Source organism: Myroides sp. C1519 (genome assembly GCF_038039755.1).
Taxonomy (GTDB): Bacteria; Bacteroidota; Bacteroidia; order Flavobacteriales; family Flavobacteriaceae; genus Flavobacterium; species Flavobacterium phaeum_A.
In genome coordinates, this window is the sequence record NZ_JBBPHM010000005.1 from 88,345 (window position 1) to 112,989 (window position 24,645).

General features: G+C 33.3%; 23 protein-coding genes and 2 tRNA genes. 14 read left to right on the forward strand and 11 right to left on the reverse strand.

Annotation, left to right across the window (positions count from 1 at the left end):
• Nucleotides 1–8 precede the first annotated feature (8 nt).
• Nucleotides 9–395 carry an START-like domain-containing protein gene (locus tag AABL81_RS04710; protein WP_090408846.1) on the reverse strand — a complete coding sequence of 129 codons (387 nt, stop codon included), beginning with the start codon at nucleotides 393–395 and terminating at the stop codon, nucleotides 9–11.
• A 147-nt stretch (nucleotides 396–542) separates the two neighbouring features.
• On the opposite strand from AABL81_RS04710, the gene AABL81_RS04715 reads away from it, so the two are divergent.
• The 6 genes from AABL81_RS04715 to AABL81_RS04740 all read left to right on the forward strand — a co-directional run bounded on the left by AABL81_RS04715 (nucleotide 543) and on the right by AABL81_RS04740 (nucleotide 3,504).
• Nucleotides 543–616 (forward strand) — tRNA-Met (locus tag AABL81_RS04715).
• A gap of 387 nt (nucleotides 617–1,003) precedes the next feature.
• Nucleotides 1,004–1,420: a hypothetical protein gene (locus AABL81_RS04720; protein WP_158210313.1), complete on the forward strand. Its 417-nt coding sequence runs from the start codon at nucleotides 1,004–1,006 to the stop codon at nucleotides 1,418–1,420.
• A 6-nt stretch (nucleotides 1,421–1,426) separates the two neighbouring features.
• Entirely contained in the window at nucleotides 1,427–2,098 is a 672-nt protein-coding gene (locus tag AABL81_RS04725; RefSeq protein WP_341340460.1) for a J domain-containing protein, read from the forward strand.
• A 3-nt stretch (nucleotides 2,099–2,101) separates the two neighbouring features.
• Nucleotides 2,102–2,497, forward strand: coding sequence for a hypothetical protein (locus tag AABL81_RS04730; RefSeq protein ID WP_341340461.1), 396 nt, complete (start codon nucleotides 2,102–2,104; stop codon nucleotides 2,495–2,497).
• A gap of 410 nt (nucleotides 2,498–2,907) precedes the next feature.
• A tRNA-Met gene (locus AABL81_RS04735) sits at nucleotides 2,908–2,981 on the forward strand.
• A 250-nt stretch (nucleotides 2,982–3,231) separates the two neighbouring features.
• Nucleotides 3,232–3,504 carry a hypothetical protein gene (locus AABL81_RS04740; protein ID WP_158210310.1) on the forward strand — a complete coding sequence of 91 codons (273 nt, stop codon included), beginning with the start codon at nucleotides 3,232–3,234 and terminating at the stop codon, nucleotides 3,502–3,504.
• 56 nt (nucleotides 3,505–3,560) lie between these two features.
• Here AABL81_RS04740 and AABL81_RS04745 read toward each other — a convergent pair whose 3' ends face one another.
• The 8 genes from AABL81_RS04745 to AABL81_RS04780 all read right to left on the reverse strand — a co-directional run bounded on the left by AABL81_RS04745 (nucleotide 3,561) and on the right by AABL81_RS04780 (nucleotide 11,100).
• Complete coding sequence (locus AABL81_RS04745) at nucleotides 3,561–4,199, reverse strand: DEAD/DEAH box helicase (RefSeq protein ID WP_158210309.1); 639 nt, start codon at nucleotides 4,197–4,199, stop codon at nucleotides 3,561–3,563.
• Between the two features lie 3 nt (nucleotides 4,200–4,202).
• Nucleotides 4,203–5,366 carry a sigma-54-dependent transcriptional regulator gene (locus AABL81_RS04750; protein WP_158210308.1) on the reverse strand — a complete coding sequence of 388 codons (1,164 nt, stop codon included), beginning with the start codon at nucleotides 5,364–5,366 and terminating at the stop codon, nucleotides 4,203–4,205.
• A 36-nt stretch (nucleotides 5,367–5,402) separates the two neighbouring features.
• Nucleotides 5,403–6,713 carry an ABC transporter permease gene (locus AABL81_RS04755; protein WP_158210307.1) on the reverse strand — a complete coding sequence of 437 codons (1,311 nt, stop codon included), beginning with the start codon at nucleotides 6,711–6,713 and terminating at the stop codon, nucleotides 5,403–5,405.
• A gap of 1 nt (nucleotide 6,714) precedes the next feature.
• Nucleotides 6,715–7,635 (reverse strand): ABC transporter ATP-binding protein, encoded by a 921-nt coding sequence (locus AABL81_RS04760; RefSeq protein WP_341340462.1) that lies wholly within the window; start codon nucleotides 7,633–7,635, stop codon nucleotides 6,715–6,717.
• Between the two features lie 189 nt (nucleotides 7,636–7,824).
• Nucleotides 7,825–8,958 carry a molecular chaperone DnaJ gene (dnaJ, locus tag AABL81_RS04765; protein WP_341340463.1) on the reverse strand — a complete coding sequence of 378 codons (1,134 nt, stop codon included), beginning with the start codon at nucleotides 8,956–8,958 and terminating at the stop codon, nucleotides 7,825–7,827.
• Between the two features lie 36 nt (nucleotides 8,959–8,994).
• Nucleotides 8,995–9,546 (reverse strand): nucleotide exchange factor GrpE, encoded by a 552-nt coding sequence (locus AABL81_RS04770; RefSeq protein WP_158210304.1) that lies wholly within the window; start codon nucleotides 9,544–9,546, stop codon nucleotides 8,995–8,997.
• 186 nt (nucleotides 9,547–9,732) lie between these two features.
• Nucleotides 9,733–10,638: a TIGR01777 family oxidoreductase gene (locus tag AABL81_RS04775; RefSeq protein WP_341340464.1), complete on the reverse strand. Its 906-nt coding sequence runs from the start codon at nucleotides 10,636–10,638 to the stop codon at nucleotides 9,733–9,735.
• A 6-nt stretch (nucleotides 10,639–10,644) separates the two neighbouring features.
• The gene (locus tag AABL81_RS04780) at nucleotides 10,645–11,100 is read right to left on the reverse strand and encodes a DUF4442 domain-containing protein (RefSeq protein ID WP_158210302.1); all 456 of its coding nucleotides are present in this window, start codon (nucleotides 11,098–11,100) and stop codon (nucleotides 10,645–10,647) included.
• A gap of 382 nt (nucleotides 11,101–11,482) precedes the next feature.
• Between AABL81_RS04780 and AABL81_RS04785 the strand changes: the two genes are divergently transcribed.
• Together AABL81_RS04785 and AABL81_RS04790 are read left to right on the forward strand one after the other, a co-directional pair.
• Nucleotides 11,483–11,812, forward strand: a complete 330-nt coding sequence (locus AABL81_RS04785; RefSeq protein ID WP_090409090.1) for a PadR family transcriptional regulator — start codon at nucleotides 11,483–11,485, stop codon at nucleotides 11,810–11,812.
• 4 nt (nucleotides 11,813–11,816) lie between these two features.
• Complete coding sequence (locus tag AABL81_RS04790; RefSeq protein ID WP_341340465.1) at nucleotides 11,817–13,334, forward strand: PspC domain-containing protein; 1,518 nt, start codon at nucleotides 11,817–11,819, stop codon at nucleotides 13,332–13,334.
• A 130-nt stretch (nucleotides 13,335–13,464) separates the two neighbouring features.
• Here AABL81_RS04790 and AABL81_RS04795 read toward each other — a convergent pair whose 3' ends face one another.
• A complete protein-coding gene (locus AABL81_RS04795; RefSeq protein WP_090409095.1) occupies nucleotides 13,465–14,166 on the reverse strand; it encodes an OmpA family protein in 702 nt (233 codons plus the stop codon).
• Nucleotides 14,167–14,186: 20 nt separating this feature from the next.
• Nucleotides 14,187–14,645 carry a lipocalin family protein gene (locus AABL81_RS04800; RefSeq protein WP_158210300.1) on the reverse strand — a complete coding sequence of 153 codons (459 nt, stop codon included), beginning with the start codon at nucleotides 14,643–14,645 and terminating at the stop codon, nucleotides 14,187–14,189.
• A gap of 174 nt (nucleotides 14,646–14,819) precedes the next feature.
• Here AABL81_RS04800 and htpG point away from each other — a divergent pair, with 174 nt between their 5' ends.
• From htpG to AABL81_RS04830, 6 genes are all read left to right on the forward strand, one after another.
• Entirely contained in the window at nucleotides 14,820–16,676 is a 1,857-nt protein-coding gene (htpG, locus tag AABL81_RS04805; RefSeq protein ID WP_341340466.1) for a molecular chaperone HtpG, read from the forward strand.
• Between the two features lie 120 nt (nucleotides 16,677–16,796).
• Nucleotides 16,797–17,768, forward strand: a complete 972-nt coding sequence (locus AABL81_RS04810; RefSeq protein WP_341340467.1) for an EamA family transporter — start codon at nucleotides 16,797–16,799, stop codon at nucleotides 17,766–17,768.
• Nucleotides 17,769–18,109: 341 nt separating this feature from the next.
• On the forward strand, nucleotides 18,110–19,630 hold the full coding sequence (locus tag AABL81_RS04815; RefSeq protein WP_158210296.1) for a catalase: 1,521 nt from the start codon (nucleotides 18,110–18,112) through the stop codon (nucleotides 19,628–19,630).
• A 62-nt stretch (nucleotides 19,631–19,692) separates the two neighbouring features.
• Entirely contained in the window at nucleotides 19,693–20,205 is a 513-nt protein-coding gene (locus tag AABL81_RS04820; RefSeq protein WP_158210295.1) for an ankyrin repeat domain-containing protein, read from the forward strand.
• A 294-nt stretch (nucleotides 20,206–20,499) separates the two neighbouring features.
• Nucleotides 20,500–23,142 carry a hypothetical protein gene (locus AABL81_RS04825; protein ID WP_341340468.1) on the forward strand — a complete coding sequence of 881 codons (2,643 nt, stop codon included), beginning with the start codon at nucleotides 20,500–20,502 and terminating at the stop codon, nucleotides 23,140–23,142.
• Between the two features lie 1,206 nt (nucleotides 23,143–24,348).
• A complete protein-coding gene (locus AABL81_RS04830) occupies nucleotides 24,349–24,630 on the forward strand; it encodes a DUF2089 family protein (protein WP_341340469.1) in 282 nt (93 codons plus the stop codon).
• The last annotated feature ends 15 nt before the right edge of the window (nucleotides 24,631–24,645 follow it).

The window sequence follows — 24,645 nt, forward strand, 5'->3', positions numbered from 1 at the left end:
TTATGGAATTATGCAGATCCAAGAACTTGTTTTAAGTCCATTATCTGATTTTCCCACAGTTGTTTTGATTCATTTATCTCATCTGGCTCTGCAAAGTCAGTAACAATTATTGTAACATCTTTTGTTAGCTCATCTCTATTAATTCTTAACTCAAAGTAATATTCTGTATCTTTATCATCTTCATCCAGCCATCTATATTTAACTCTCTCATCTGTCTTACGAGTAACAACACGAGCTTTTTCTTCGGAATCTCCCCAAATAAAAGTGTAGTACTCTCCTCTTGAGTTTACATTATCAGCAAACCATTCGCTTAATCCAGATGGATCAGAAATATACTGAAACAGTAACTGCGGAGAAGAATTTATCGGAAATTCAAGTTCGTATTTTTCTTTCATAGCCATAGCTTTAATTTTTAATTTTTTCGAATATAGACATTTTTTTTAAATAAAAAAATATTTTTTTATTACATCAGTATTTGCATTGTATTAATTTTATTATATCTTTGCACCCGCATTACAGAAGTAATAGCAAGACCAAATAATGGCGAGGTAGCTCAGTTGGTTAGAGCGCAGGATTCATAACCCTGAGGTCACGGGTTCAACTCCCGTCTTCGCTACAAGGTAAAAGGACATAATCTACAGATTATGTCCTTTTTTTATACCTACTATTGACCTATGTCTTCCCTTTAATAAAATAGTAATTACTATTGATAAGAACCTTATAACATACTTAATATAAGCTACTTTTCTTATCTGTTCTTAAAATACTTAACTTTTACATTACCTCTTACACAGCATTAATTTTCACACAAGTCTTTCTTATAGTATACTCTTACGCTAACTAAAGTAAGTTTATTTATCTATAAAACTACCTATACTTAACTTATTTAAAAGAACAAATAGCTTTCTATCACTTCACTCCATTTAACCTTAACAATATATTATTAAAATAGTTTTTCTAATCAAATAGTGTATTTTTGTGAATATTACTATTCCAAAACACTATGAATGAAGCAGTAAAACCTGAAGAACCTCTTTTTTACATTGGATTACTTATCGTTGTATGTTACTTTTTTTATTGGTTTTATCAAGATAAGAAACAAAAAACAAGACGAAATCTACATATTCAATTATTAAAAAACAATCTACTTCAAGCTGAAAAAACAAATCAAAACAATGAATCCCTTTTAACAAATGAGTTAGCCAAACACTACTCTTCAGTTTGGATTGAAAAGGCTCTTAAAGGTTATATATTCGAAAATATGCCTTTAATTTTACTTAAAGTAGCTATGGGACCTCCTAATGATATTGTTTTTAATACAAATAAAGGACAAGTATGGAAATATGGCGCTAATGGAAGCTCACAATTGGTTATTAACATTTGGGAGGATCAAGTTACTAATTGGCATCAAACTAAATAAAGAAGAATGAATAAAAAAGAATCATATACAATTTTAGGCCTTGATGAAAATGCTTCAATAGATGAAATCAAAACTGCTTATCGAAAATTAGCAAAACAGTATCATCCAGATAAAACAGGGGGTGATGAATTTTTAAGCAATATGTTTAAGAAAATAAACACTGCATACAACACACTTCTTTCATCTTCTTCTACATCTTCTGGGTTTCATCAACAAAACACAAATTCATATTCGTCTGCTCAGTCAAACTACAAGAGAGTTGTTTTTAATCCAGAAATTGAAAAGTGGATTAAAAACCATCATAAAATAGCAGAACAAATAAACTCTTATAAAAGCAAACTGTCTTATATCAATAAAACTGAACCTAAAAAAAACCTTTCTATAAGTAATATTGCAAAGCTTATTGGAGCAGCATTTCTAATTATATTATTCTTCTCTCCTTTTCAAAGTAAAAGTGCTGTAACACCAGTAAAAAACATTGAAAAAGAAGCTTGGCAAACTTCAACTGCAACCAAGCTATTTAAAGTACCGGATATACAAACAGCTCCTATAACAACATTAGCAGAAGGACATAAAGTTGACAGCATTAGTACTACTAAATATTTTTTCAAAGTAAACGTAACTACTGAAAATGGAGTACAGACTGGCTATATATTAAAAGACAATTTAAAAAAATAGAAAATGGATTCTCAATATTACAACCTATTAAACAAAAAAGAAGCCCTTAAAAAAGACAATAGAGATATGTTAATCGGTGGAGTTATTATGGTTTTACTCGCATATGTTATGGTAACCCGCCCATCATTTCCTTCTAAAGAATTATTTACTTGGAACTACCTCTTATCTCTTTATGGAGCAGCTTTTTATGTAGGCGCTTCATTTGTTGCTGGTTGGAAACTACTGCACAACTTTACTTCGCAGTTTTTCTTATTTCTACCTCTGATAGGATGGCTTATCTACTTATTTTTAAAAGTGGCTATGGCATTATTTGTAGGTTCTTACCTCTATGGAGTTTTTCGCTTTTTAAATAATTTGTACCAAATCACTAAGATTAACAAACAAATTATAAATAACTAATTTGCCATAACAATCTACTCAATCAATCATAATACATCTACTGAATGGCTTGTTTGTTTTAACTAATCATTGATAAACTACTTTTCACGTACTCTAATCAACATTTTAAAGTTGACAATATTCATCGTACAGACAACAAATCACACATAAAATCACTTGCCAAACTTTATACACTAAAAAAAATAAAAATATTTTTAAAAAGTTATTTTAATAACAACAGAAGAGACTGAATCCTTAATCTTTTCATTTTTAAACACCTACAAACAAAATCACTCAATACCCTAAAATAAAAAGCCTATTCAAAATAAAAAACTTTAAAAAAAATCAGCATTTATCAGTGTTTGCGCTTGCATTGTAATCTTTTTGTTCTATATTTGCACTCGCATTACAGAAGTAATAGCAGTCTATATGGCGAGGTAGCTCAGTTGGTTAGAGCGCAGGATTCATAACCCTGAGGTCACGGGTTCAACTCCCGTCTTCGCTACAAGGTAAAAGGACATAATCTACAGATTATGTCCTTTTTTTATATCTATACACTACTTGTTTTAGGTTAACTACAATGTAGACGCCAATCCCTAAAACAAATATTATCTTACTGTTAATCAACATAGTTAAACACTAAAACCATCCCCTAAACTTTCAGGTTATTTAAAAAAAATAAGTAACTTTAAGAAATCTGCCTTTACTAAGGCATAATTAATGCATACAATTAATTAACCTTAAAAGTGATTAATATGTTTTATTTACTTTCAAATGTAAACAGTCCTCTTCTTTTTTACCACGCTATTTTAAACGTGCAACAAGAAGTTGATTTAGACCCTTTAAAATTGGTATTACACATATCATTTTTAATAGCGCTTTCAGTGGTACTAATTCGTTTGTTAAGAGATATGTTGAAACATAGGCAATCCTTTAAAAACGCTATTCTTAAACGCAGTGGTGCCTTATTCATCATTATCATAACATACATTATCATATTTGCGCTAATTAGCTTCTCTTATGAATAAAAAAAGGGGATTGCTTACACAATCCCCTAAATCTTTATTTAATGCTTTAAAAAAGCTTATTCTTCTTCATCTTCTTCGTAGAAATCAAACCACTCAACATCTTCTGTCATTGTTTTGTCAACAAACATATCAATCTGCTCTACATAATCTTTCATAAAGTAAACACGTTGTGTTTTACCAATACTATCAGATAATCTGAACAAACGTGGTTCTAAGCGATTTCTCAATTGAATATCTGCATCGTCAATGATGTACATTTGAAGTTGATTCACATCAAAACCAGCACTACTAAACATCTCGTTTAAACGGTTACAAGTACCAATTAAGATATCATTCCCTAAAGACATCTGATTTTTATCCTCATCCAAGTCTGTAAAGTCGTGAACCCCATAAACTTCAAGGTCCATTCCTTTTCCATAAAGCTCAAACACTTCCATTAAGCGCTCTACTTCAAACTTATCCTTTACAACAATCAAAACTCTTGTTGCAATTTCTCCCTCAATTGGTCTTTGTAATTTTTGAAGAGCTGCAATTACCATAGCGGTTGTTTTTCCCTCTTCTTTAGGACCTGCAATTACAACATCAATCCCACTTTTAATCTGACCAAAAGTTTTCTTTTGAAGAGTCGTTGGCTCCACTAATCCATTAGCTGCCAAGTTCCCTTGTAAAATCTCATTTATCTTTTTTAACTTCATATGCTATTTGTTTGCAAACATCTCAACATCTTGTTTTGAAACCTCTTTGCCTCCTAAAATAATTAATCTCTCTATTACGTTTCTCAACTCACGAATATTACCTGTCCAATCGTACTCTTGCAAAAGACTAATCGCTTCTGCCGAGAATGTTTTCGGACTTGTACCTTGTTCTTTTGCTATCTGACTTACGAAGTGATTTACCAATAACGGAATATCATCACGTCTATCATTTAACCCCGGAACTTCAATTAAGATAACTGCTAATCGGTGATATAAATCTTCTCTAAATCTACCTTCTGCAATTTCTTTTCGCAAGTCTTTATTTGTTGCCGCAATTACGCGTACATCTACTTTTAAATCCTTTTCTGCCCCTACTCTTGTGATCATATTCTCTTGTAATGCTCTCAACACTTTTGCTTGAGCAGACAAACTCATATCTCCAATTTCGTCTAAGAAAATAGTTCCTTTATTAGCAAGTTCAAATTTACCTGGTCTGTCTTTTACTGCAGAAGTAAAAGCTCCTTTAACGTGACCAAATAATTCACTTTCTATTAATTCAGAAGGAATAGCCGCACAGTTTACTTCAATCAAAGCATTCTGTGATCTTGTACTTTGCAAGTGTAATTGATGTGCTACTAACTCTTTTCCTGTTCCATTAGGTCCAGTAATCAATACTCTTGCCTCAGTTGGAGCAACCTTCTCAATCATATCCTTTATAAGATTGATAGGCTCACTATTTCCTATCATCTCATATTTCTTGCTCACTTTCTTTTTCAAAATTGTATTTTCAACAACCAATTTACTCGTGTCTAAAGCATTTCTAACGGTTGTCAACAATCTATTCAAATCTGGTGGTTTTGATATATAATCAAAGGCTCCAAGACGCATTGTGTTAACTGCAGTCTCTAAGTCCCCGTGACCAGATATCATAACAAAAACCACTTCTGGCTTTATTTTCTTTGCCTCAACTAACAGTTCCTCACCGTCCATCTTTGGCATTTTTATGTCTGAAATAACTAAATCGTAATCTTCACTTACAATTTTCTTCAAAGCCTCTTCACCGTTTTCTGCTGAATCAACAACATAGTCAGACGATTCTTCTTCTAATATTTTAACTAAGACTCTGCGGATTGACGCCTCATCTTCAACTATTAAAATCTTTGACATTTTCCCCATAATGCACTACAAATTTCTAAACTTCAATTAATACTTAAGCCACTTATATAGCTCTTTCCAAGAAGGTCGTTTACCATACATTAATATTCCAATACGATAAATCTTCGCTGCTATCCAAACAACAAGAATAAATGTACCAAATAATAAAGCAATAGACAATAAAACTTCCCACATTGGTACACCAAAAGGAATACGCATAAGCATTACAATCGGCGATGTAAATGGAATCATTGAAAATATTGTAGCAATCGAACCGTGTGGGTCTTTTATGACAGTAAAGAATCCAATATACACTCCAAGCATTAAAGGCAATAAAATTGGAAATAAAAACTGTTGTGTATCTGTTTCATTATCAACTGCAGCTCCAATTGCTGCATACAAAGAACTATATAAAAAGTACCCTCCTATAAAGAATACTAAGAAATAAACAAACAAAGAAACTAAAGGTAAAGTCAAAATCTCACCTACATAGTTTTGTACATCAAGCATTAACTCTGGAGACATCATAGAAGTAGCTTGTAAAGCCTCTGCTGACGCTACTCCTGGTGTAGCGTTTATTCCTAAAACAACACTCGCTATCGTCAATAATACCGCACCAATTACTCCCCAAATTAAAAACTGTAATAAACCAGCCATTGAAGTACCAATGATCTTACCCATCATTAATTGGAATGGTTTCACTGATGAAACAATGATCTCTATAATTCGATTCGTTTTTTCTTCAATTACAGAACGCATTACCATATTTCCATAAATGATAATGAACATCATAATAAAGTAACCAAACAAACCACCGATAACGATTTTTATTTCATTTAACCCTTTAACAGTAGCCTCTCCAGATGCTTTTGTAAGATTTAAATTCACATTCGCTTTAGCCTCATCAATCACTTTTAAGTCGATACCACTATCTTTCAGGTTAATGTGTGTTAACTTATCTTCTAATAGTAGTTCTACTTTACTCACAAAGCTTAAACTCGGACTATCATTAGATATATAAGTTATATTTTTTTGGTAATCACCTATATTTTCTGCTTTAGGAATATAGATAATCCCTTCGTATTTTTCTTCGTTTACACTATCTTTCAATATCGATACATCAACGGCAGATAAATCTTGATAATCAAATTCTTCGTTACTGACGAATTGATTAACAAATAAACCGCTCTCATCGTGAATAGCTACTTTTTTTATATCTCCTTTCAATGTACTTAAGTACCCTACAAATAAAGTTAGGGCTACAAAAAAAAGTGGACTTGCAAAAGTCATTACGATAAATGATTTATTGCGAACTTTTGCAATAAACTCTCTTTTTATTATTAAGGATAATATGCTCATTTTACTTACTTACAGTTTGAATAAAAATATCATTTACAGTTGGCAACTTCTCTACGAAATGTGTTACCTGACCATTTTGAGATAAAATATGCAACAATTCGTTTGGCATTCTTTCTCCTAAATTAATCTCTAACTGTACCTCATCATTTAAGGACTTAAAAGCTGTTGCTTGAAAACTGAACTTGCTTTTCAACTCATCGTGTAAGCGTTGTTTATTATCTGTAAGAATCCCTACTTGATACAAATGTGTTCTATATTGACGTTTAACATCAACTAATTTACCTTCAATTAACTTATTTGATTTATTAATTAAAGCGATGTAATCACACATTTCTTCTACACTCTCCATTCTGTGTGTAGAAAAGATAATAGTACTTCCCTTTTCCTTTAACTCAATAATCTCATCTTTGATGATATTTGCATTTACTGGGTCAAAACCAGAAAAAGGTTCGTCTAAAATTAGCAACTTAGGTTCGTGAAGTACAGTAACGACAAACTGAATCTTCTGTGCCATCCCTTTAGACAACTCCTGAATCTTCTTATCCCACCATCCTTTGATATCTAATTTATCAAACCAGTAGTCTAATTGTTTTTTAGCTTCTGCTTTAGACAATCCTTTTAATTGCGCTAAATACATTGCTTGTTCACCAACCTTCATCGTTTTATACAACCCTCTTTCTTCAGGCATATAACCGATATCTTTAATATGGCTTGGATTCAAAACCTGACCATCTAACAAGATTTGCCCTGCGTCAGGATAAGTAATTTGATTTATAATACGGATTAACGATGTCTTACCTGCACCATTTGGACCTAAAAGTCCATATATAGTACCTTTTGGTACAGTTAGCGACACGTTATTTAATGCTATTTTATCGGAGTATTTTTTTACTACATCCTTAACTTCTAATATAGGTTGCATTCGGTCAAGTCTATTAATTTGTGTAAAAATAGTTATTTATTTCATAACTATTAGAGGGAGGAAAAGCAATTTCGATATTATATAAAAAAACCCAACCTTATTTGGAAAAATAAGGTTGGGAAAAATTGCTATGAAAAAGAAAATCCACTGTTTAATAAGTGTCCTGCAAATGTATAAATATTTCTCAGACTAAGAAAACATTTCTTTTACTTTTTCAAAAAAAGATTTTTCACTCTTCGAAGGAGCTGGTTGGAAGTTCTCATCTTCCTTCATACTCTCGAAAAATGCGCGTTGTTCTTTTGTAAGTTTTTTAGGAGTCCATACATTCACGTGTACTAACAAATCCCCGTTACCATAGCTATTCAAGCTTGGTAATCCCTTACCTTTCAAACGCAATATTTTACCAGATTGAATTCCTTCTTCTAACTTAATACGCACTCTTCCGTTTACAGCATCAATCTCTTTTGATCCTCCTAAAGCAGCTTCAGCAAAGCTGATGTATAAGTCATAATGAAGATTTTCACCTTCTCTTTTTAATGTTTCGTGTTCTAATTCTTCAATCACAACAAGTAAATCACCTGGTACATTATTTTTACCTGGAGCTTCATTACCTTTTCCTGAAACTTTCAATTGCATTCCTTCAGCTACTCCTGCTGGAATTTTGATTGATACTGTTTCTTCATTAAGAATTAAACCATCTGCATCAGCACCGGCTGGTTTGTGATCCATAATCTGACCACTTCCGTGACAAGCACCACAAGGAGATGCAGTTTGCATACGTCCAAATACAGTATTTGCAATCTTAGTTACCTGACCTGACCCATTACAAGTTGGACATGTTTTATAAGTTACACCTTGTGCTTGAACTTTACGTTTAACTTTTATTTTCTTTTCAACACCATTAGCGATGTCTTCTACAGTTAACTTCACCTTAATTCTAAGGTTAGCTCCTTTCACTCTGCGTTGACCTCCGCCTCCGCCGAAACCTCCAAAGCCACCTCCGCCTCCGAAAGCACCTCCAAAAATATCACCGAATTGGCTAAAGATGTCATCCATATTCATATGACCTCCGCCGAAGCCTCCGCCACCACCAAATCCGCCATCAAATGCAGCGTGACCATATTGGTCGTATTTAGCTTTCTTATCAGCATCACTTAATACTTCATAAGCTTCTGCAGCTTCTTTAAATTTCTCCTCAGCTTCTTTATCACCAGGATTTTTGTCTGGGTGAAATTCAATCGCTTTCTTACGGTAAGCCTTCTTAATTGCTGCCGCATCTGCACTTTTATCTATACCAAGTATTTCGTAATAATCTTTTTTCATCGTTGTAAACTCTTTATATATTTTGTTATCGAAAGATTATTGTCCAATTACAACTTTAGGGAAACGAATAATCTTCTCTCCTAATTTATATCCTCTTTCAATTACATCAACAATTTTCCCTTTCATATCATCTCCTGCCGGAATTTGTGTCACTGCTTCTGCCACATCTGCATCAAAGCTATCTCCTGCTTTCAAAGCTACTTCTTCTAATCCTTTGCTTGACAAAGTATCTTTGAACTTGTTAGAGATTAATTTAATTCCTGTTAAATGATCACTTTCTCCGTGTTTTTCTAACTCAGTTACTGCACGATCAAAGTCATCCATTACAGGCAATAAAGCTGACATAACTTCTTCTCCTGCTGTTTTAAACAACTCAATACGCTCTTTAGCAGTACGTCTCTTATAGTTCTCAAATTCAGCAAATAAGCGAATAAATTTATCTTTCTCTTCAGCCAATTTTATAGTCATTTCTTCTTCAGCGCTCAATTGCTCAGTTGTTCCCTCTGCAGCTGCTCCTTCAGTTGTTTGATCTACATCTTGTTGAATTTCCTCTTGCTCTTTGTTTATATCTTTGTTCTCAGTATTCATAGTTTAGACAAATTAAATTTTATAATTTACACTCACTAAATAGCAAATCCTTTGCCAACTTGCTTTCTCTGTCATAATGACATTTTTTAGTCAGTTAGTAAAATTCTATCTTACTGCTATTTACTCTTCTTTCTACCTAAAACAACTTTCTATTAAACAAAAAAAAATGTGCCTAAGCACATTTCTTTATTTATATATTTCTTGCAAAGCAGTCTTTAATTCACAATAATTAAACACATATCCTGCTTTTTCAATTTTCGCACTACTTACGCGTTGTCCTTCTACAACAAGTACTGCTTTTTCTCCAATTGCAATTTTTAAAACCCATTTAGGTACTGCTGGTAACAAAATCTTTTTATTCAGAACCTTTGACAAACCTATGGTAAACGATTTATTTGTTTCTGGTTTTGGAGCAACAGCATTGTAAACGCCTTCTATTTCGTGTTTTGTCAAAAACAAAAATATACCTACTAAGTCTTTTATATGTATCCACGAATAAAACTGCTTCCCATCGCCTAACACACTTCCCAGATAACAATTTGCCATCTTAGCGATTTGAGGTAAAGCTCCTCCTTCTTTAGCAAGAACTAAACCTATGCGCACTAAGCTCACTTTAACTCCTATTTCTTGAAATCTCAAATTAGCAGCCTCCCATTGAGAAACAACATTTCCCAAGAAGTTATCTGCTTCAAAATACTGTTCCTCACTTTGCCACTTACTACTATTTGCATAAAGACCAACGGCAGATGAACAAACGATCTGTTTAACAGAATGTGCTTTTTTAGCCAACTGCTCGTAAATAAAATTACTCGGAACAATACGGCTTTCTACTATCTTCGCTTTTCCCGCTTTTGACCACGATTCTGAAATATTTGAACCCGCTAAATGTATGATGGTATGTACCTCATCCAAAGCATTTTCTTCTATCTCTCCTTTGTATGGGTTCCAATAAAAGCCTTTTGCTCCAATAAGCACACCTTCTTTCTTCTCTTTATTAGTTGTTAGGTAATTGACCTCATATCCCTCTTCTAATAGTTTATGCACCAATTGCTTTCCTATCAATCCAGTCGCACCTGTAACTAAAATACGCATAATCGCTTATTTTTTAACCTTCAATGTCCACTCAAAGTTCATAACAGAAACTTGCTCTCCTTTCTCATTTTTACCAACAGACTTCATCCATACAGTAACCCCTTCTCCCGTAGCAATCGCCTTAGCAATCGCCTCGTCTAATAACGCTCCGTCAACGCATTCAAAGTAAATACGACCGGTTGCTTTTTTGGTAAACGAACTATTGTTGTTAGCAACTAACATCGATATCTTCTGTCCGCTCTCTTGTATTTTTCTCATTACTAAAGCTCCAGTCGATAATTCAGCCGCCATTGCTTGTACTGCAAAATACATTGATCTAAACGGATTTTGATTTGCCCACTTATGCTTAACTGTAGTAACAGCTGTTGTGTTACTAATCTCTTTCATACGCACTCCTGTCCAATAAGCAGAAGGCAATTTGAAAAACAAAAACTTATTTATGTTTGAAACTGTAAACTCCATTATTTTAGATTTTTACTAAATATACAAAAAAAGTTGAATGATTTACTTTCTTCTCTTTTTCCTGTAAATACCCTTTTTTAGACTTATATATCTTCCTTTAAACGATGCTAATTTACTTTCACGCCCAAAACTACATGCCTAATATTCTACTTAAAACAAATATATCTTCTTAATCCTGAAATAATTAAAACTGTCTAAAATAAAAGGCAACACAAAAACAAAATACTAATAACCAACAAGTTATAATATAAAAACACTCCTTACAGAATTATATTCCTTTTTTTACAATTGTTAAATACTTGTTAATTTACAGTACTATGTATTACAAAGTACCTGCTTTTAGATATATCTTTGCATAAGAAACAAAGACCAAGAAGTAATTATGAATATAGAAAACACTAAAGCACAAATGCGCAAGGGAATTTTAGAGTTTTGTATTCTTTCTATTTTAAAACAGAAAGACTGCTATACCTCTGAAATACTGGACGAACTAAAAAGCGTAAAGCTGGTTGTTGTTGAAGGAACTGTTTATCCTTTGCTAACAAGACTTAAAAACGACGATTACTTGTCTTATCGATGGGAAGAATCTGTCTCTGGTCCTCCTCGCAAGTATTACAAACTGACAGAAAAGGGAGAAGAGTTTTTAAACGAACTTGCTAAAACCTGGTCTGAACTTGCAAATGCAGTAGAAGCTATAACCTCAAAAAACTAACACGATGAACAAAACATTAACTGTAAATATAGGTGGATTAGTATTCCACATTGACGAGAATGCTTACCACAAATTAGATCATTACTTACAAGCGATCAGACGTACTTTCGCTCAGGAAGAACAAGATGAAATCATTCACGATATCGAAATAAGAATTGCTGAATTATTCAATGAGAAAATTACAGATACTAATCAAGTAATTACAGAGAGCAACGTAGAGGAAGTAATCAATATTATGGGAAAACCAGAAGATTATATCCTTGACGATGAAGAAACTATAAAAACAGAATATATCTATACTGGACAGAAAAAACTGTACAGAGATACAGATAAAGGAGTTATCGGAGGTGTATTAGCTGGTTTAGGGCACTACTTCAAAATTGATGTTGTTTGGATTAGAATCTTATTTGCTTTTTTATTGGTATTCTACGGAACAGGTGTGTTACTATACTTAATCTTATGGATTATAATTCCTGCTGCAAAGACTACTTCTCAACGCTTAGAAATGGAGAGAGAACCTATCAATATTGAAACAATTGAAAAAAAGGTTAAAGAGAATGTTTCTTATGTTACTAATAAAATCAACGATATTGATTATGACAACATCAAAAGACAAACTCAAGTAGCTGGAGAAAAAAGTGGTAAGTGGATTAGATATATATTCGGTATTGGGTTCATTGCTTTTAGTGCAATTAATTTATTAACTATTATAGTTGCTGCCATTGGAGTATGGATAAACAAAGATTATATCTTAGCCGAAACAGCTGCTGAAGGGGTTCCATTCTTTTTATTCTCAGAAGCAAACTATGGTAGAACAATAGCATTAGTATTTATGTTAGTTACCTTGCCGTTCATTGGATTGTTAATTATTGGATTGCGTTTAATCTACACCAATATCAAATATGTAGCGGCTACAATTATCTCGTTAATTGTTATTTGGTTTATCACATTAGGACTATTTGCTATTCCGTTTGCAAAGGCTAAGAACTGGGAAGATTTAGGTAATCAAATGGACAGACAACGCGTGGAGAGACAAACTAACTTTACTTTTTACGATACGGATAGTTTAAACATCAAATTTGTTGACGCTGCTTACTTTGATTCAAACCGCTCTACAACAGATGGTTTTGAAGTAACAGATACAGCAAACACATTACCAATTGAAATCGAATTACTACCTTCTTTTCAAGATGAAATCTACGGAAAAGTATCGGGTACTAACTTTGCTGAGGCAAGATATACAAAGAAAGGAAAACAGTCTGAATTAGTCTATTCTAATGAAATACAAGCTATTCAGTTTGAGCAAAAAGACAATGTACTATTAATAGCGAGTAGTTTCAATAATAACGAAACAACAGAGGCTAAATTGAAATATTCTATTTACATCCCACAAGGAAAAAGCGTTTATATCAATGAGGTTATAAAAGCAGCTTTAATAGACCAACAACAAATAGGTGAAGCTAAGCATTGGTATAAAATGCAAGAAGATCAAACCTTAACCTGTGTTGATTGCTCCATTTAAAAGGAAACCAACACGTGTTATGATAAAATATTTTTCAATTATTACCCATGGTTTTTAGAAACTATAAACCATAAAAAAAGGGAAAGAAGTACAGTACTTCTTTCCCTTTTTACTTTATGAGAAAACTCAATTAACGAACACCAGATTCGTTTTGAGCATCTTGAATCATTTTCTCGTTTGCACGAATACCAAACTCTACACGTCTATTAAGAGCTTGTCCTGCTTTAGTCTCGTTAGAAGCAATTGGATCAGCAATACCAAAACCATCTGCAACCATACGATTAGCAGCAATACCTTGTTGAATTAAGTATTGTTTTACAGAAGCAGCTCTCTTTTTAGATAAACTTAAGTTGTACTCTTCTCTCCCTGTAATATCAGTATATCCGTAGATATCAATATATGTATCTGGGTTTTCTTTAAATACTTTAACTAATTTATCAAGGTTTGCTTTTGCTTTTGTAGTCAATGTAGCAGAGTTAATATCAAAGTTTACAGAGTTTTCACCCAATACTAATTTGATTCCCTCTCCAACTCTTTCAACTTGTGCACCTGGAACAGTTTGCTCAATTTGACGAGCTTGTTTATCCATTTTGTTTCCGATAACTCCACCAGCAGATCCACCGATAACTCCACCTAAAACAGCACCAAGAGCTCCGTTTCCACCTTTACCAATGTTATTACCTAAAATACCACCAATAATAGCTCCACCAGCTGCCCCAATTGCAGCACCTCTTTGTGTCTTGTTTGAATTCTGTACAGCTTCACATCCAGTGAAAGTAAAAGAAGTTGCAAGCAATGTACCTGCTAATACAAACGTGGTTACTTTTTTCATCTTACTTATTTTTTATTTTTTTAGTTTTTTTCGAAATGATATGTCACGTCGTAAGTTTGTCCTCCAGCGTAGAATTTATCCACAAGTTCAAACGAATTTGCGGTCTGATTTCTCACTTGCATAGAGTATCCTGTAGTAACGTGTTTCGCTTTTACACCCTCATCTACGAACTTAAATTCGAAGCTTCCGTTTGGTGTTACTGTCCATTTGAATGAACTTTCAAAACTTGGACAATTTCCTCCTTGACTCAAGGCTACGTTTCCTGAATTATTGTTTGAAACAAATTTCCATTGACTACCAATAAAACATTGAGAATCTGCAATATTGAATGAGTTTACTTTCACAAACTCACCACCAATATGTTTGATGTTTGTCAATGTCCAATTCCCCTTAATTCCAACTTGTGATTTTGTATCCATCGTTGGTTTACAAGACGCCATTGCTAACGCTACAGCTCCAAATAATAATACTTTTTTCATATTTCTTTTTTTTACATTAATACATAGTTACAAAATGTATACCCAAAAATAGTGAATATTTAGACACTCCGCCTTAAATCTGACAAAATGACACGCTAAATCCTTTGGTATCTTTTTTGTCCTAAGTACATCACAAAAATATTAAAAATTCAAATACTAAATAAACATACAATTATGACATCTGGAAAAATTAACGTTACAGTGGAGAATATATTCCCACTTATTAAAAAGTTCTTGTACAGTGACCATGAAATTTTTTTAAGAGAGTTAATATCTAATGCTACTGATGCTACTTTAAAATTAAAGCATTTAACAAGTATTGGAGAAGCAAGCGTTGAGTATGGAAACCCTGTTATTGAGGTAAAAATCGACAAAGAAAACAAGAAACTTCACATTATCGACCAAGGAATTGGTATGACGAAAGAGGAAGTTGAAAAATATATCAATCAAGTTGCTTTCTCAGGTGCTGAAGAATTCCTTGAAAAATACAAAGATTCTGCTAAAGACACAGGAATCATCGGACACTTTGGTTTAGGTTTCTACTCTGCTTTTATGGTAGCTGATAAAGTTGAAATTTTAACTAAATCTTTCAAAGATGAGCCTGCTGCACATTGGACTTGTGATGGTAGTCCTGAGTACACTTTAGAGGATTGTGATAAAACATCAAGAGGTACTGAAATTGTTTTACATATTGCGGAGGATTCTTTAGACTTCTTAGAAGAGTCTAAAATCAACGGACTTTTAACGAAGTACAACAAATTTATGCCTGTGCCAATTAAATTTGGTACACACGAAGAAGGTGAAGGTGATGATAAAGTTGTAGTAGATACAATTATCAACAACCCTAACCCAGCTTGGACTAAACAACCATCTGAATTAACGGATGAGGATTACAAAAACTTCTACCGTGAGTTATATCCAATGCAATTTGAAGAGCCGTTATTCCACATTCACTTGAATGTTGACTTCCCATTTAACTTAACAGGTATTCTTTACTTCCCTAAGTTGAGTGCTGATCTTCAAATGCAAAAAGACAAAATCCAGTTATACCAAAACCAAGTGTTTGTAACGGATAATGTAGAAGGAATCGTTCCTGAATTCTTGACAATGTTAAAAGGGGTAATTGACTCTCCAGACATTCCATTGAACGTATCAAGATCTTACTTACAAGCAGACGGAAACGTGAAAAAGATTTCTAACTACATCACACGTAAAGTAGCTGATAAGTTAAAATCTTTATTCAACGAAAACAGAGCTGACTTTGAAGCAAAATGGAACGATATTAAAATCGTTTTAGAGTACGGAATGTTGTCTGAAGATAAATTCTATGAAAAAGCTGGTGCTTTTGCTCTTTACCCAACGGTAGATAACAAATACTATACTTTAGAAGAATTAAAAGAGGCTACTAAAGCCAACCAAACTGACAAGGATGGTAACTTAGTAATTCTTTATGCTTCTAATAAAGATGCACAACACAGCTATATCACTGCTGCAAAAGATAAAGGATACGAAGTAGTGTTACTTGACTCTCCTATCGTTTCTCACTTAATCCAAAAGTTAGAAAGCGATAATGAGAAAATGACATTTGCTCGTGTAGATGCTGACCACATCAGCAACTTAATCAAAAAAGAAGAAACAGAGATTTCTAAACTTTCTGAAGATGAACAAAAATCATTACAAGAAATCGTAGAAAACATTGTTCCTAAAGATAAATATACAGTGAAGTTAGAAGCTATGGATAGCACAGCTGAACCATTTATCATCACACAACCTGAGTTTATGAGAAGAATGAAAGAAATGAGCCAATCAGGTGGTGGCGGTATGTTCGGTATGGGTAACTTACCTGAAATGTACAATGTAGTTGTAAATACAAACTCTGAGTTGGCAAGTAACATTATCAACAATGCTAATGAGGAAGAAAGAACAACAAACATTAAACAAGCAATGGATTTAGCTAAGCTTTCTCAAGGTTTATTAAAAGGTGAAGAACTTACTGAATTCGTAAAAAGAAATTTCAATAAATTGAAATAATAGTTAATACACTTCAAATCAAAAGCCTATAGATTCATTTCTATAGGCTTTTTTTGTTAGACAATTGTCCTAATTCGCTCAAAAAATATTAAGTACCTTTGCACAGCAAAATAATAAAAGATGAAAGAACAGAATATAGTAAAAGGAGTTTTCTTAGTAGCTATTGGGGCTTCAAGTTTTGGAATGCTGGCCTCGTTTGTAAAATTAGCTTATCAACACGGATACACAACTGCTGAAGTTACCTTATCGCAAGTTGTATTAGGTTTAGTGGGAATGTTAATCATTAATATGATTCGCAAAAAACAGCCTGCTGATCTTAAACCTACAAAAAAAGATATCAAACAGTTAATGTTTGCTGGTACATCAATGGGGTTCACTTCTGTGTTATACTATATGGCAGTAAGTTATATCGACGCTTCAATTGCCGTAGTACTATTAATGCAATCTGTTTGGATTGGTGTTGTAATCGAAAGTGTTATTACAAAGACCTTCCCAAGTTTATTAAAAATCGTTGCTGTTTGTTTAATTTTATTCGGAACAGTCTTAGCTACTAATGTATTAGCAAACGAAATTAACTTAGACATTAGAGGGGTAATCTTTGGTTTCTTAGCTTCTTGTTCATTCGCAACTACAATGTTTGCGTCTAACGTAGTGGCAAACCACCTTCCTGCTCCTAAGCGTAGTTTATTTATGTTATGTGGTGCATTTATCATTGTGGCGATCTTCGTAATCCTTACACAAGTAGGTCCAAATAACTCTGAAGCAATGATGGGATTGTTTAACCAATTCTCTGACAATACTACTGGTATTAGAGATTTCAATTGGAATATTTTCTATACGTGGGGATTATTGTTAGCCTTGTTTGGTACAATCTTACCTCCTATCTTCTTAAATATGGGATTCCCTCATACTGGAGTAGGACTTGGAAGTATTATCTCTTCTTTAGAGCTTCCGGTTTCGGTGAGTGTTGCCTTTTTAGTATTAGGAGAGCAAGTAATCTTAATCCAATGGGTTGGAATTATCTTAATCTTAAGTGCGATCTTCTTAATGAATAGTTCACTTATCTTTAAAAGTAAAAAAGTAGAAGCTTAACCAAAAGCTCAAAACATATCAAATAGCAAAAGCCTCCCTATTCAGGAGGCTTTTTTTATTTCACCCCTATTTTTCACACTTACTTCTTACTATTTTTACTCTTTTACCTTCCTATCCCCCTTTTATTTTATTTCTTTTCTAAGATTTACAACCAATTTTTCAAGTACAATTGGCGAATATAAAACACTGTTACAAAAGATTTTATCTATCATTAAAAATATTACTATCAAATTATCTTATACTTAAATAAGGACAATCATTGACAAATGCTACTTATCCCCTGCTTAGCAAGATACATTTGCAGTGTACAAAATTACTTGTACTGCTAAATATATTACACAATGATAAAACAAACTATAGCATTAGGATTATTTGCAATGGCAACTTGTTCTTATGGACAAACACTAACAACAAACTCTGGTGCTCCTGTAGGAGATAACCAAAACTCAAAAACAATCGGAAACAACGGACAAGTGTTGTTAGAAGATATTCACTTAATTGACAAATTGGCTGCTTTTGACAGAGAGCGTATTCCTGAAAGAGTAGTACACGCAAGAGGTGCTGGAGCATTTGGAGAATTCGTAGCTGCAGCAGATTTTTCTGATGTTACAATGGCCGACTTCTTAAGTCAAGCTGGTAAAACAACACAATTAGTTGCTCGTTTCTCAACGGTAACTCACCAACAAGGTTCGCCTGAAACATATAGAGACCCGCGTGGTTTTGCTGTTAAATTTTATACTGAACAAGGAAACTACGACTTAGTAGGAAACAATTTACCTGTGTTCTTTATTCGTGACGCTATCAAATTCCCTGATATGGTTCACGCTTTTAAACCATCTCCTTTAACAAATGGGGTGTCTGACCCTAACCGTGTGTTTGACTTCTTTTCAAACTTACCTGAGTCTACACATATGCTAACTTGGTTATTCTCTGACTATGGTATTCCTGCTAACTTCCGTCAAATGGAAGGTAATGGTGTACACGCTTACAAATGGGTAAATGCAGAAGGTGAAGTAACGTATGTAAAATACAAATGGGTACCTCAACAAGAAAGAAAAAACCTAACACAAGAAGAGGCTGATAAAATTCAATCTAAAAGTGTAGAACACGCTACATTGGATTTATATAACAACATCCAAGCTGGTAACTTCCCTAAATGGGACTTATACGTTCAAATGTTGAAAAGAGAAGACTTTGATGCTTTAGATTTCAACCCAACTGACGTTACTAAAATCTGGCCTGAGTCTGTTGCAAAACTGATCAAAGTAGGTACAATGACGTTAAATCAAACACCTACTAACTATTTCCAACAAGTAGAACAAGCGGCTTTTGCTCCTTCTAACCTTGTTCCTGGTATTGAAGCGTCTGAAGATAAATTATTACAAGGTAGATTATTCTCTTATGCAGATACACAACGTCACCGTCTTACAGGTAACTTCCAACAGATTCCTGTAAACCAACCTAAAAATCAAGTGACAACGTATAACCAAAATGGGTATATGTCGTTACGTCCACAATCAGGAGATGTAAATTATCAACCATCTACAAACAAACCAGAGGTTGTTGACAATGCTAAATTCAAATACTCTAAATCTGTTTTCACTGCTAATACAAGTACTACACAACACGTAATTGACAAAGAAAACAACTTTAAACAAGCAGGTGATTTATACAATTCTTTCTCTAAACAAGATAAAGAAAACTTAATCAAAAACTTAAGCGGGGCATTAAATAGTGTTCACAATAAAGTGATTGTTAAGAAAATGATTGCATTTTTCTACCAAGCAGATAAAAACTACGGTAACTCTTTATTGAAAGCAACTAATTTAAAACTTGCGGATATTCAAGAATACATCAAATAAAACTATTTACTAACAAGGGAGCATCCCCACACTCCCTTGTTTCTTACAACAACTAAATTGCTATGAAAAAACTCATTACTACACTTCTATTTTCACTATTGTGTTTTGCTGCACAAGCGCAAGACATATTTTCTGCTGCTCGCACGAATAACGTGGCTGAAATAGAAAGTTATATCACACAAAAATCAGATATAAATCAGGCTGACGAAAGAGGAAATACTCCTTTAACATTAGCTTGTTATTACAATAATTACGACGTTGCACTTTTACTATTGCAAAATGGAGCTAATCCAAACGCACAAGATTCGTCAGGAAATAGTGCTCTAATGGGAGCTATTTTTAAAGGATACAACACAATTGTTGCCTTATTACTTGAGCAAAAAGCATCAGTTAATCAATCGAATTACAACGGAGCAACTGCTTTGATTTTTGCTGCTACTTTCGGTAAAGCCGAAGTAACAAACCTACTCCTACAAGCTGGTGCGGATAAAGAAATAAAGGATAATAGAGGTAAAACAGCCTTAGATTATGCTTTAATTCAAGAAAATAAAGAGGTAATCGCTCTTTTGCAATAAAAGTTCAGTGTCAAATATTTTCTTTTTTTGTTAGAAGTTATAGTTTACTATTTGTAAACTACTGATTTCAACCTCAATGCCCTTACAAAAATGTAAGGGCATTTTTATTTTTAGTAAAAATAAAACCTCTAAAAACAGCTATGTTTACACTATTGTTGCATATTTCCGAATGCTATAAAATGTCGCAATTCACGAATATTAGGTAAATAAAAGCCAAAATATTCGAATATTATAAATGACTTTTTTACATTTACCCTTGAGAAAAACACACAAAATCAATTTAATAAACAAACTATGCTGAAAAAAATATTTCCATTGGCATTACTTTTTACTTCGTCAATGTTTGGCCAAGTTGCAAAAGACACACTTTGGGTAGATTCTTTCGACTACAAAGTAGCTAAAAAAGAAGCGAAAGCTTTTAAACTTATCAAGCCAATCAAAGGTCAAGAGTTAAGCATCATTGAAACATTTGACGCAAAAACTAAAAAGATTCAAACGAAAGGAAAAGGTATTGTTCAAGATGATTCAAGCATACTTTATAGTGGTAATGTAGAAAACTTCTCTCCTCAAGGAAAGTTAGAAGCTACTTATGTATATGACAACAACGGTCAATTGATCAAAATAAACTCTATCAACCAATTTACAGGAGAAAAATACGAAGGTACTTTCCAAAATGGTTCACTATACAATGGTGAAGTATTCCAAAGATGGTCTAATGTATTCATCAAAATGAAAGCTGTAGATGGTCTTTTTAGAGAATATGAAATCATCAATCCTGCAAACGCTAAAAATCGCCAAGCATTTATATTTGACGAAGAAAACGTAATTACTGAAGAACAATTCTATGATGTAAATGGTGCATTAACGTATAGTGCTTCTTACGAAAATGGTAGCCCTTATAACGGTACTGCATCTGCTATTAACTACGAGAAATTCGGTGTTAAAGAGATCAATGTTTACGAAGATGGAAACTTAGTTGGTAATAAATCTTTCTACTCAACTGGTCAGACAAAGTCTGAAGCTGTAATTAATAGCGACCAACGTGTAGAGAATTTCTTTGCTAAAAATGGACAAAAACTTGGGGAATACAAACTTACTTACTCTGATGCAGAATATGTAGGTGAACAAGAAGGTACTATTTACTACTTCAACTACAACGGAAACGAAGATGATATTGCTTCTGCTTATCACTTTGAAAATAATACTGTTCGCAAAGTTGATGAGTATTACGTAAATACTAAAAACAACTCTCTTAAAGCTGTTACTAACTACAAAGAAGACGCTTCTATAGAGAAAACGGTTTATTATAACGAAAACGGAACTGTAAAAGGTCAGTTAACGTATGATGAATATGGTTATAATCCGTATGAAGGATTGTATGTAGAGGACAATGCAACTACACTTTATAAAGAAGGTAAAATTGTAGAGAGAACATCTTTCTATGAAAATGGAAAAGTGTTTGAAAAACGCAAAGGAGATACTACTGTTTTTTACGACAAAAAAGGAAAAGAATTAGGACGTGTTACACAAGGAATTGACCCGTATTACGAATTAGAAACGTATATAGATGGTTCTGTATATACCTTATTTGATGACGAAATTTCACAAATTACTTCATACAAAAAAGGTGAAATGACGTATTCTGCAACTTTTGATGTTGAAAACGGAAAATCAGTAATGTTGTCTGAAACTTTCTATGCCTTTGGAAGCATTTCTAAAATTGTTTCTTATTACCCAACTGGTGGAAAATACAAAGTTTCGAACTACAATACGCAAGCTTTTTCTATTGAACCTGCTACAGAAACGTACTATGACAAAGCTGGTAAAGAAATTGGTGCTTACAACTTTGATACAAAAACAGGTACTTATTACGAGTTTAGCGATAAAGGAGTGATTACTCAAATTGCTAAATTCAACGCTGGAACTCCTGTTTACAGCAAAAAATATGCTCCTGTAACAAGAGATATGTTTGAAACAAATCCTAAATACTACTTACAAAGTGAGATTGACTACACTAAACAAGGTAAGTTTTATGATGTTAAAGGAAAATTAGTTTCTACTGTTACTTACAAAAATAATGCTCCTTATAACGGAACTACTTATGTAATTGACGAATACACAATGACTGAAACTGTTTATAAAAACGGACAAAAAGTTGGTGTAGAAAGCGTTTACTATTATAGCTACGATTCTGAAAATGAAGGAAACACTATTGCAAGTAAAACATATTACGAAAACGGAGAGAAAGTGAAAATTGAAGAGTTTCTTCAAGGAGAACTTCAATCTTCAGGAGAATACAAAGATGATGTATTACACGGAATGTACTTCTCTTATGACGACGAAGGTAATGAAGTTTCACGTGTACAATATAGTGAAGGTATGCCTTACCAAGGAGTCTTAACTGAGCAAACGTGGAATGCGGTTACAACAAATACTTATAGTAATGGAGAATTAAAAGAGACTATCTACAATGATCCAACAACAGGTGTGGTTTTAGCAACTGATACGTATGTTAGTACAGAAACGCTTAACCGTACTATTGCTGATGCAGAAGGAAATACTGTTTACAAATACACGCTAAAAGAAAATAACCTTGATGGTTTATGCCAATACTTTGAAAAGGGTAAAGTAAAATACAAAGCCACTTTTAAAGAGGGAATCTTACAAGAAGGAACTGTAGCAGTACAAGATTTGAATTACGCTACTGATAGTTACGCTTATGCTGAAGAAGCAAAAGATAACTTTACGGTTCTTGATTTGAAGAAAAACAAACTGAAAGTGACTATTTATAAGCAAGAGTCTAATGAGAAAATCTACGATATGGAAGTTAAAATTAAAAAAGCCGACATCAGTGTAGATCCTATCTTATCTAAAAAAATAGACCCTACTAATTTATATCCAGCAAATGAATTATTTTCAACTGCTACTTATTGGTAGAAAATAAACGAATAATTCAATTGAATTTATACAACACAGCTATCTTAGGATGGCTGTGTTTTTTTATGCCTATATCTGATTGTTTCAACTGGCAATGATGCCAACAAGATGTAAGGTATAAACCTATTTTGGTTTTTGTGCTCTCGCCTTTATGACAACAAACTACTTGTTGTTTTCCCCTTAATTATAGTTGTTTAGTGCACAGATGCTGTTTTGGGTATCACAGTAAACACAAGGCTTACAGCTATTTTATTTACACCTTGTTCGAGACAAGTTCGACACAACGCCCACATTCGCTCGGAAACAGGGGGTGTTTTCCGAACATCTCTCGAATTTGTGTGGTGTCAGTCTCGAATAAGTTACGACTATAATTCAAGCAGTAGTTAAGTTATAACAAACGGATATTTATGTTTTACAAGGATATCAAAGAACTTAGCAAGCTTGTATTGGGGTAATAAGCAGAACAAATGTCTGTTATATCTAATGCAAAAGTAGAAATTGCCCAAACAAAGAAATTGACAAAGCGGTTATTTTGACATCATTTGCTATCAAATGACATCAAATGACATCATATGCACTATAAACTCCGTCCCACTTTTGTACTCAATTCTCTCTAAACCCTTATCTATAAAGGGATTGAAAGGGTTTTAAATGACATTTAGTCGTAAATAAGCCGTAAATAAGTCGTAATTACCTCACCTAAAGGCCTTTTTCGCGAACGAATTACGACTTAATTACGAGGTAATTACGACTTAATACCGTATGAGATAGTGATAAGATAATCTTCTTATCATCTGCTTTTGTTTTTTATTCCGAAAGATTACAAGTAAGCTTCGTTACACATTAGCACTTGGTTTTTATTGCCGAATGCCTTTTCTATACACCCCATTCAATATGAAGAAATTATTGATTTTAATTCTGAAAATAACCTTGTAGAAGAACACCTGTGGCACAACATTTGTCCTATGAATAATGTATTAACTTTTATAGTTGTTGAAATACGATTTTATGATACTGATGCCAAAGGTGTAAAATTGTTACTCAACTCTAAAGCATACAACCCAAGTATGCTTGTTGCGATAAAGTAACCTACTTTTTATTTACAAACGAGAAAAGCCTGTAATCTTCATTATGGGCTTTTTGTTTTCTTATATATTGAATATAATATTAATTTTATTTACATTTGGTTTAACAAAACTAATATCTATGTCAATAAAATACAAACTACCTATCAGTTGTCCAAGTTGTGAAAGCAAACTAAAAGTAGCACAATTAACGTGTGAGACTTGCGAAACTACTGTTAATGGGAAGTTTCAACTCCCCCTTTTATTGCAGTTACCACAAGAAGAACAAGATTTCATCTTAACTTTTTTTCTCAATAGTGGTAGCTTAAAGCAGATGGCACAACAAATGAATATCAGCTACCCTACTGTTCGAAATAAATTAGATGACATAATTGCTCATATCACCAAGCTACAAAATGAATAATACCCTATTAAAACC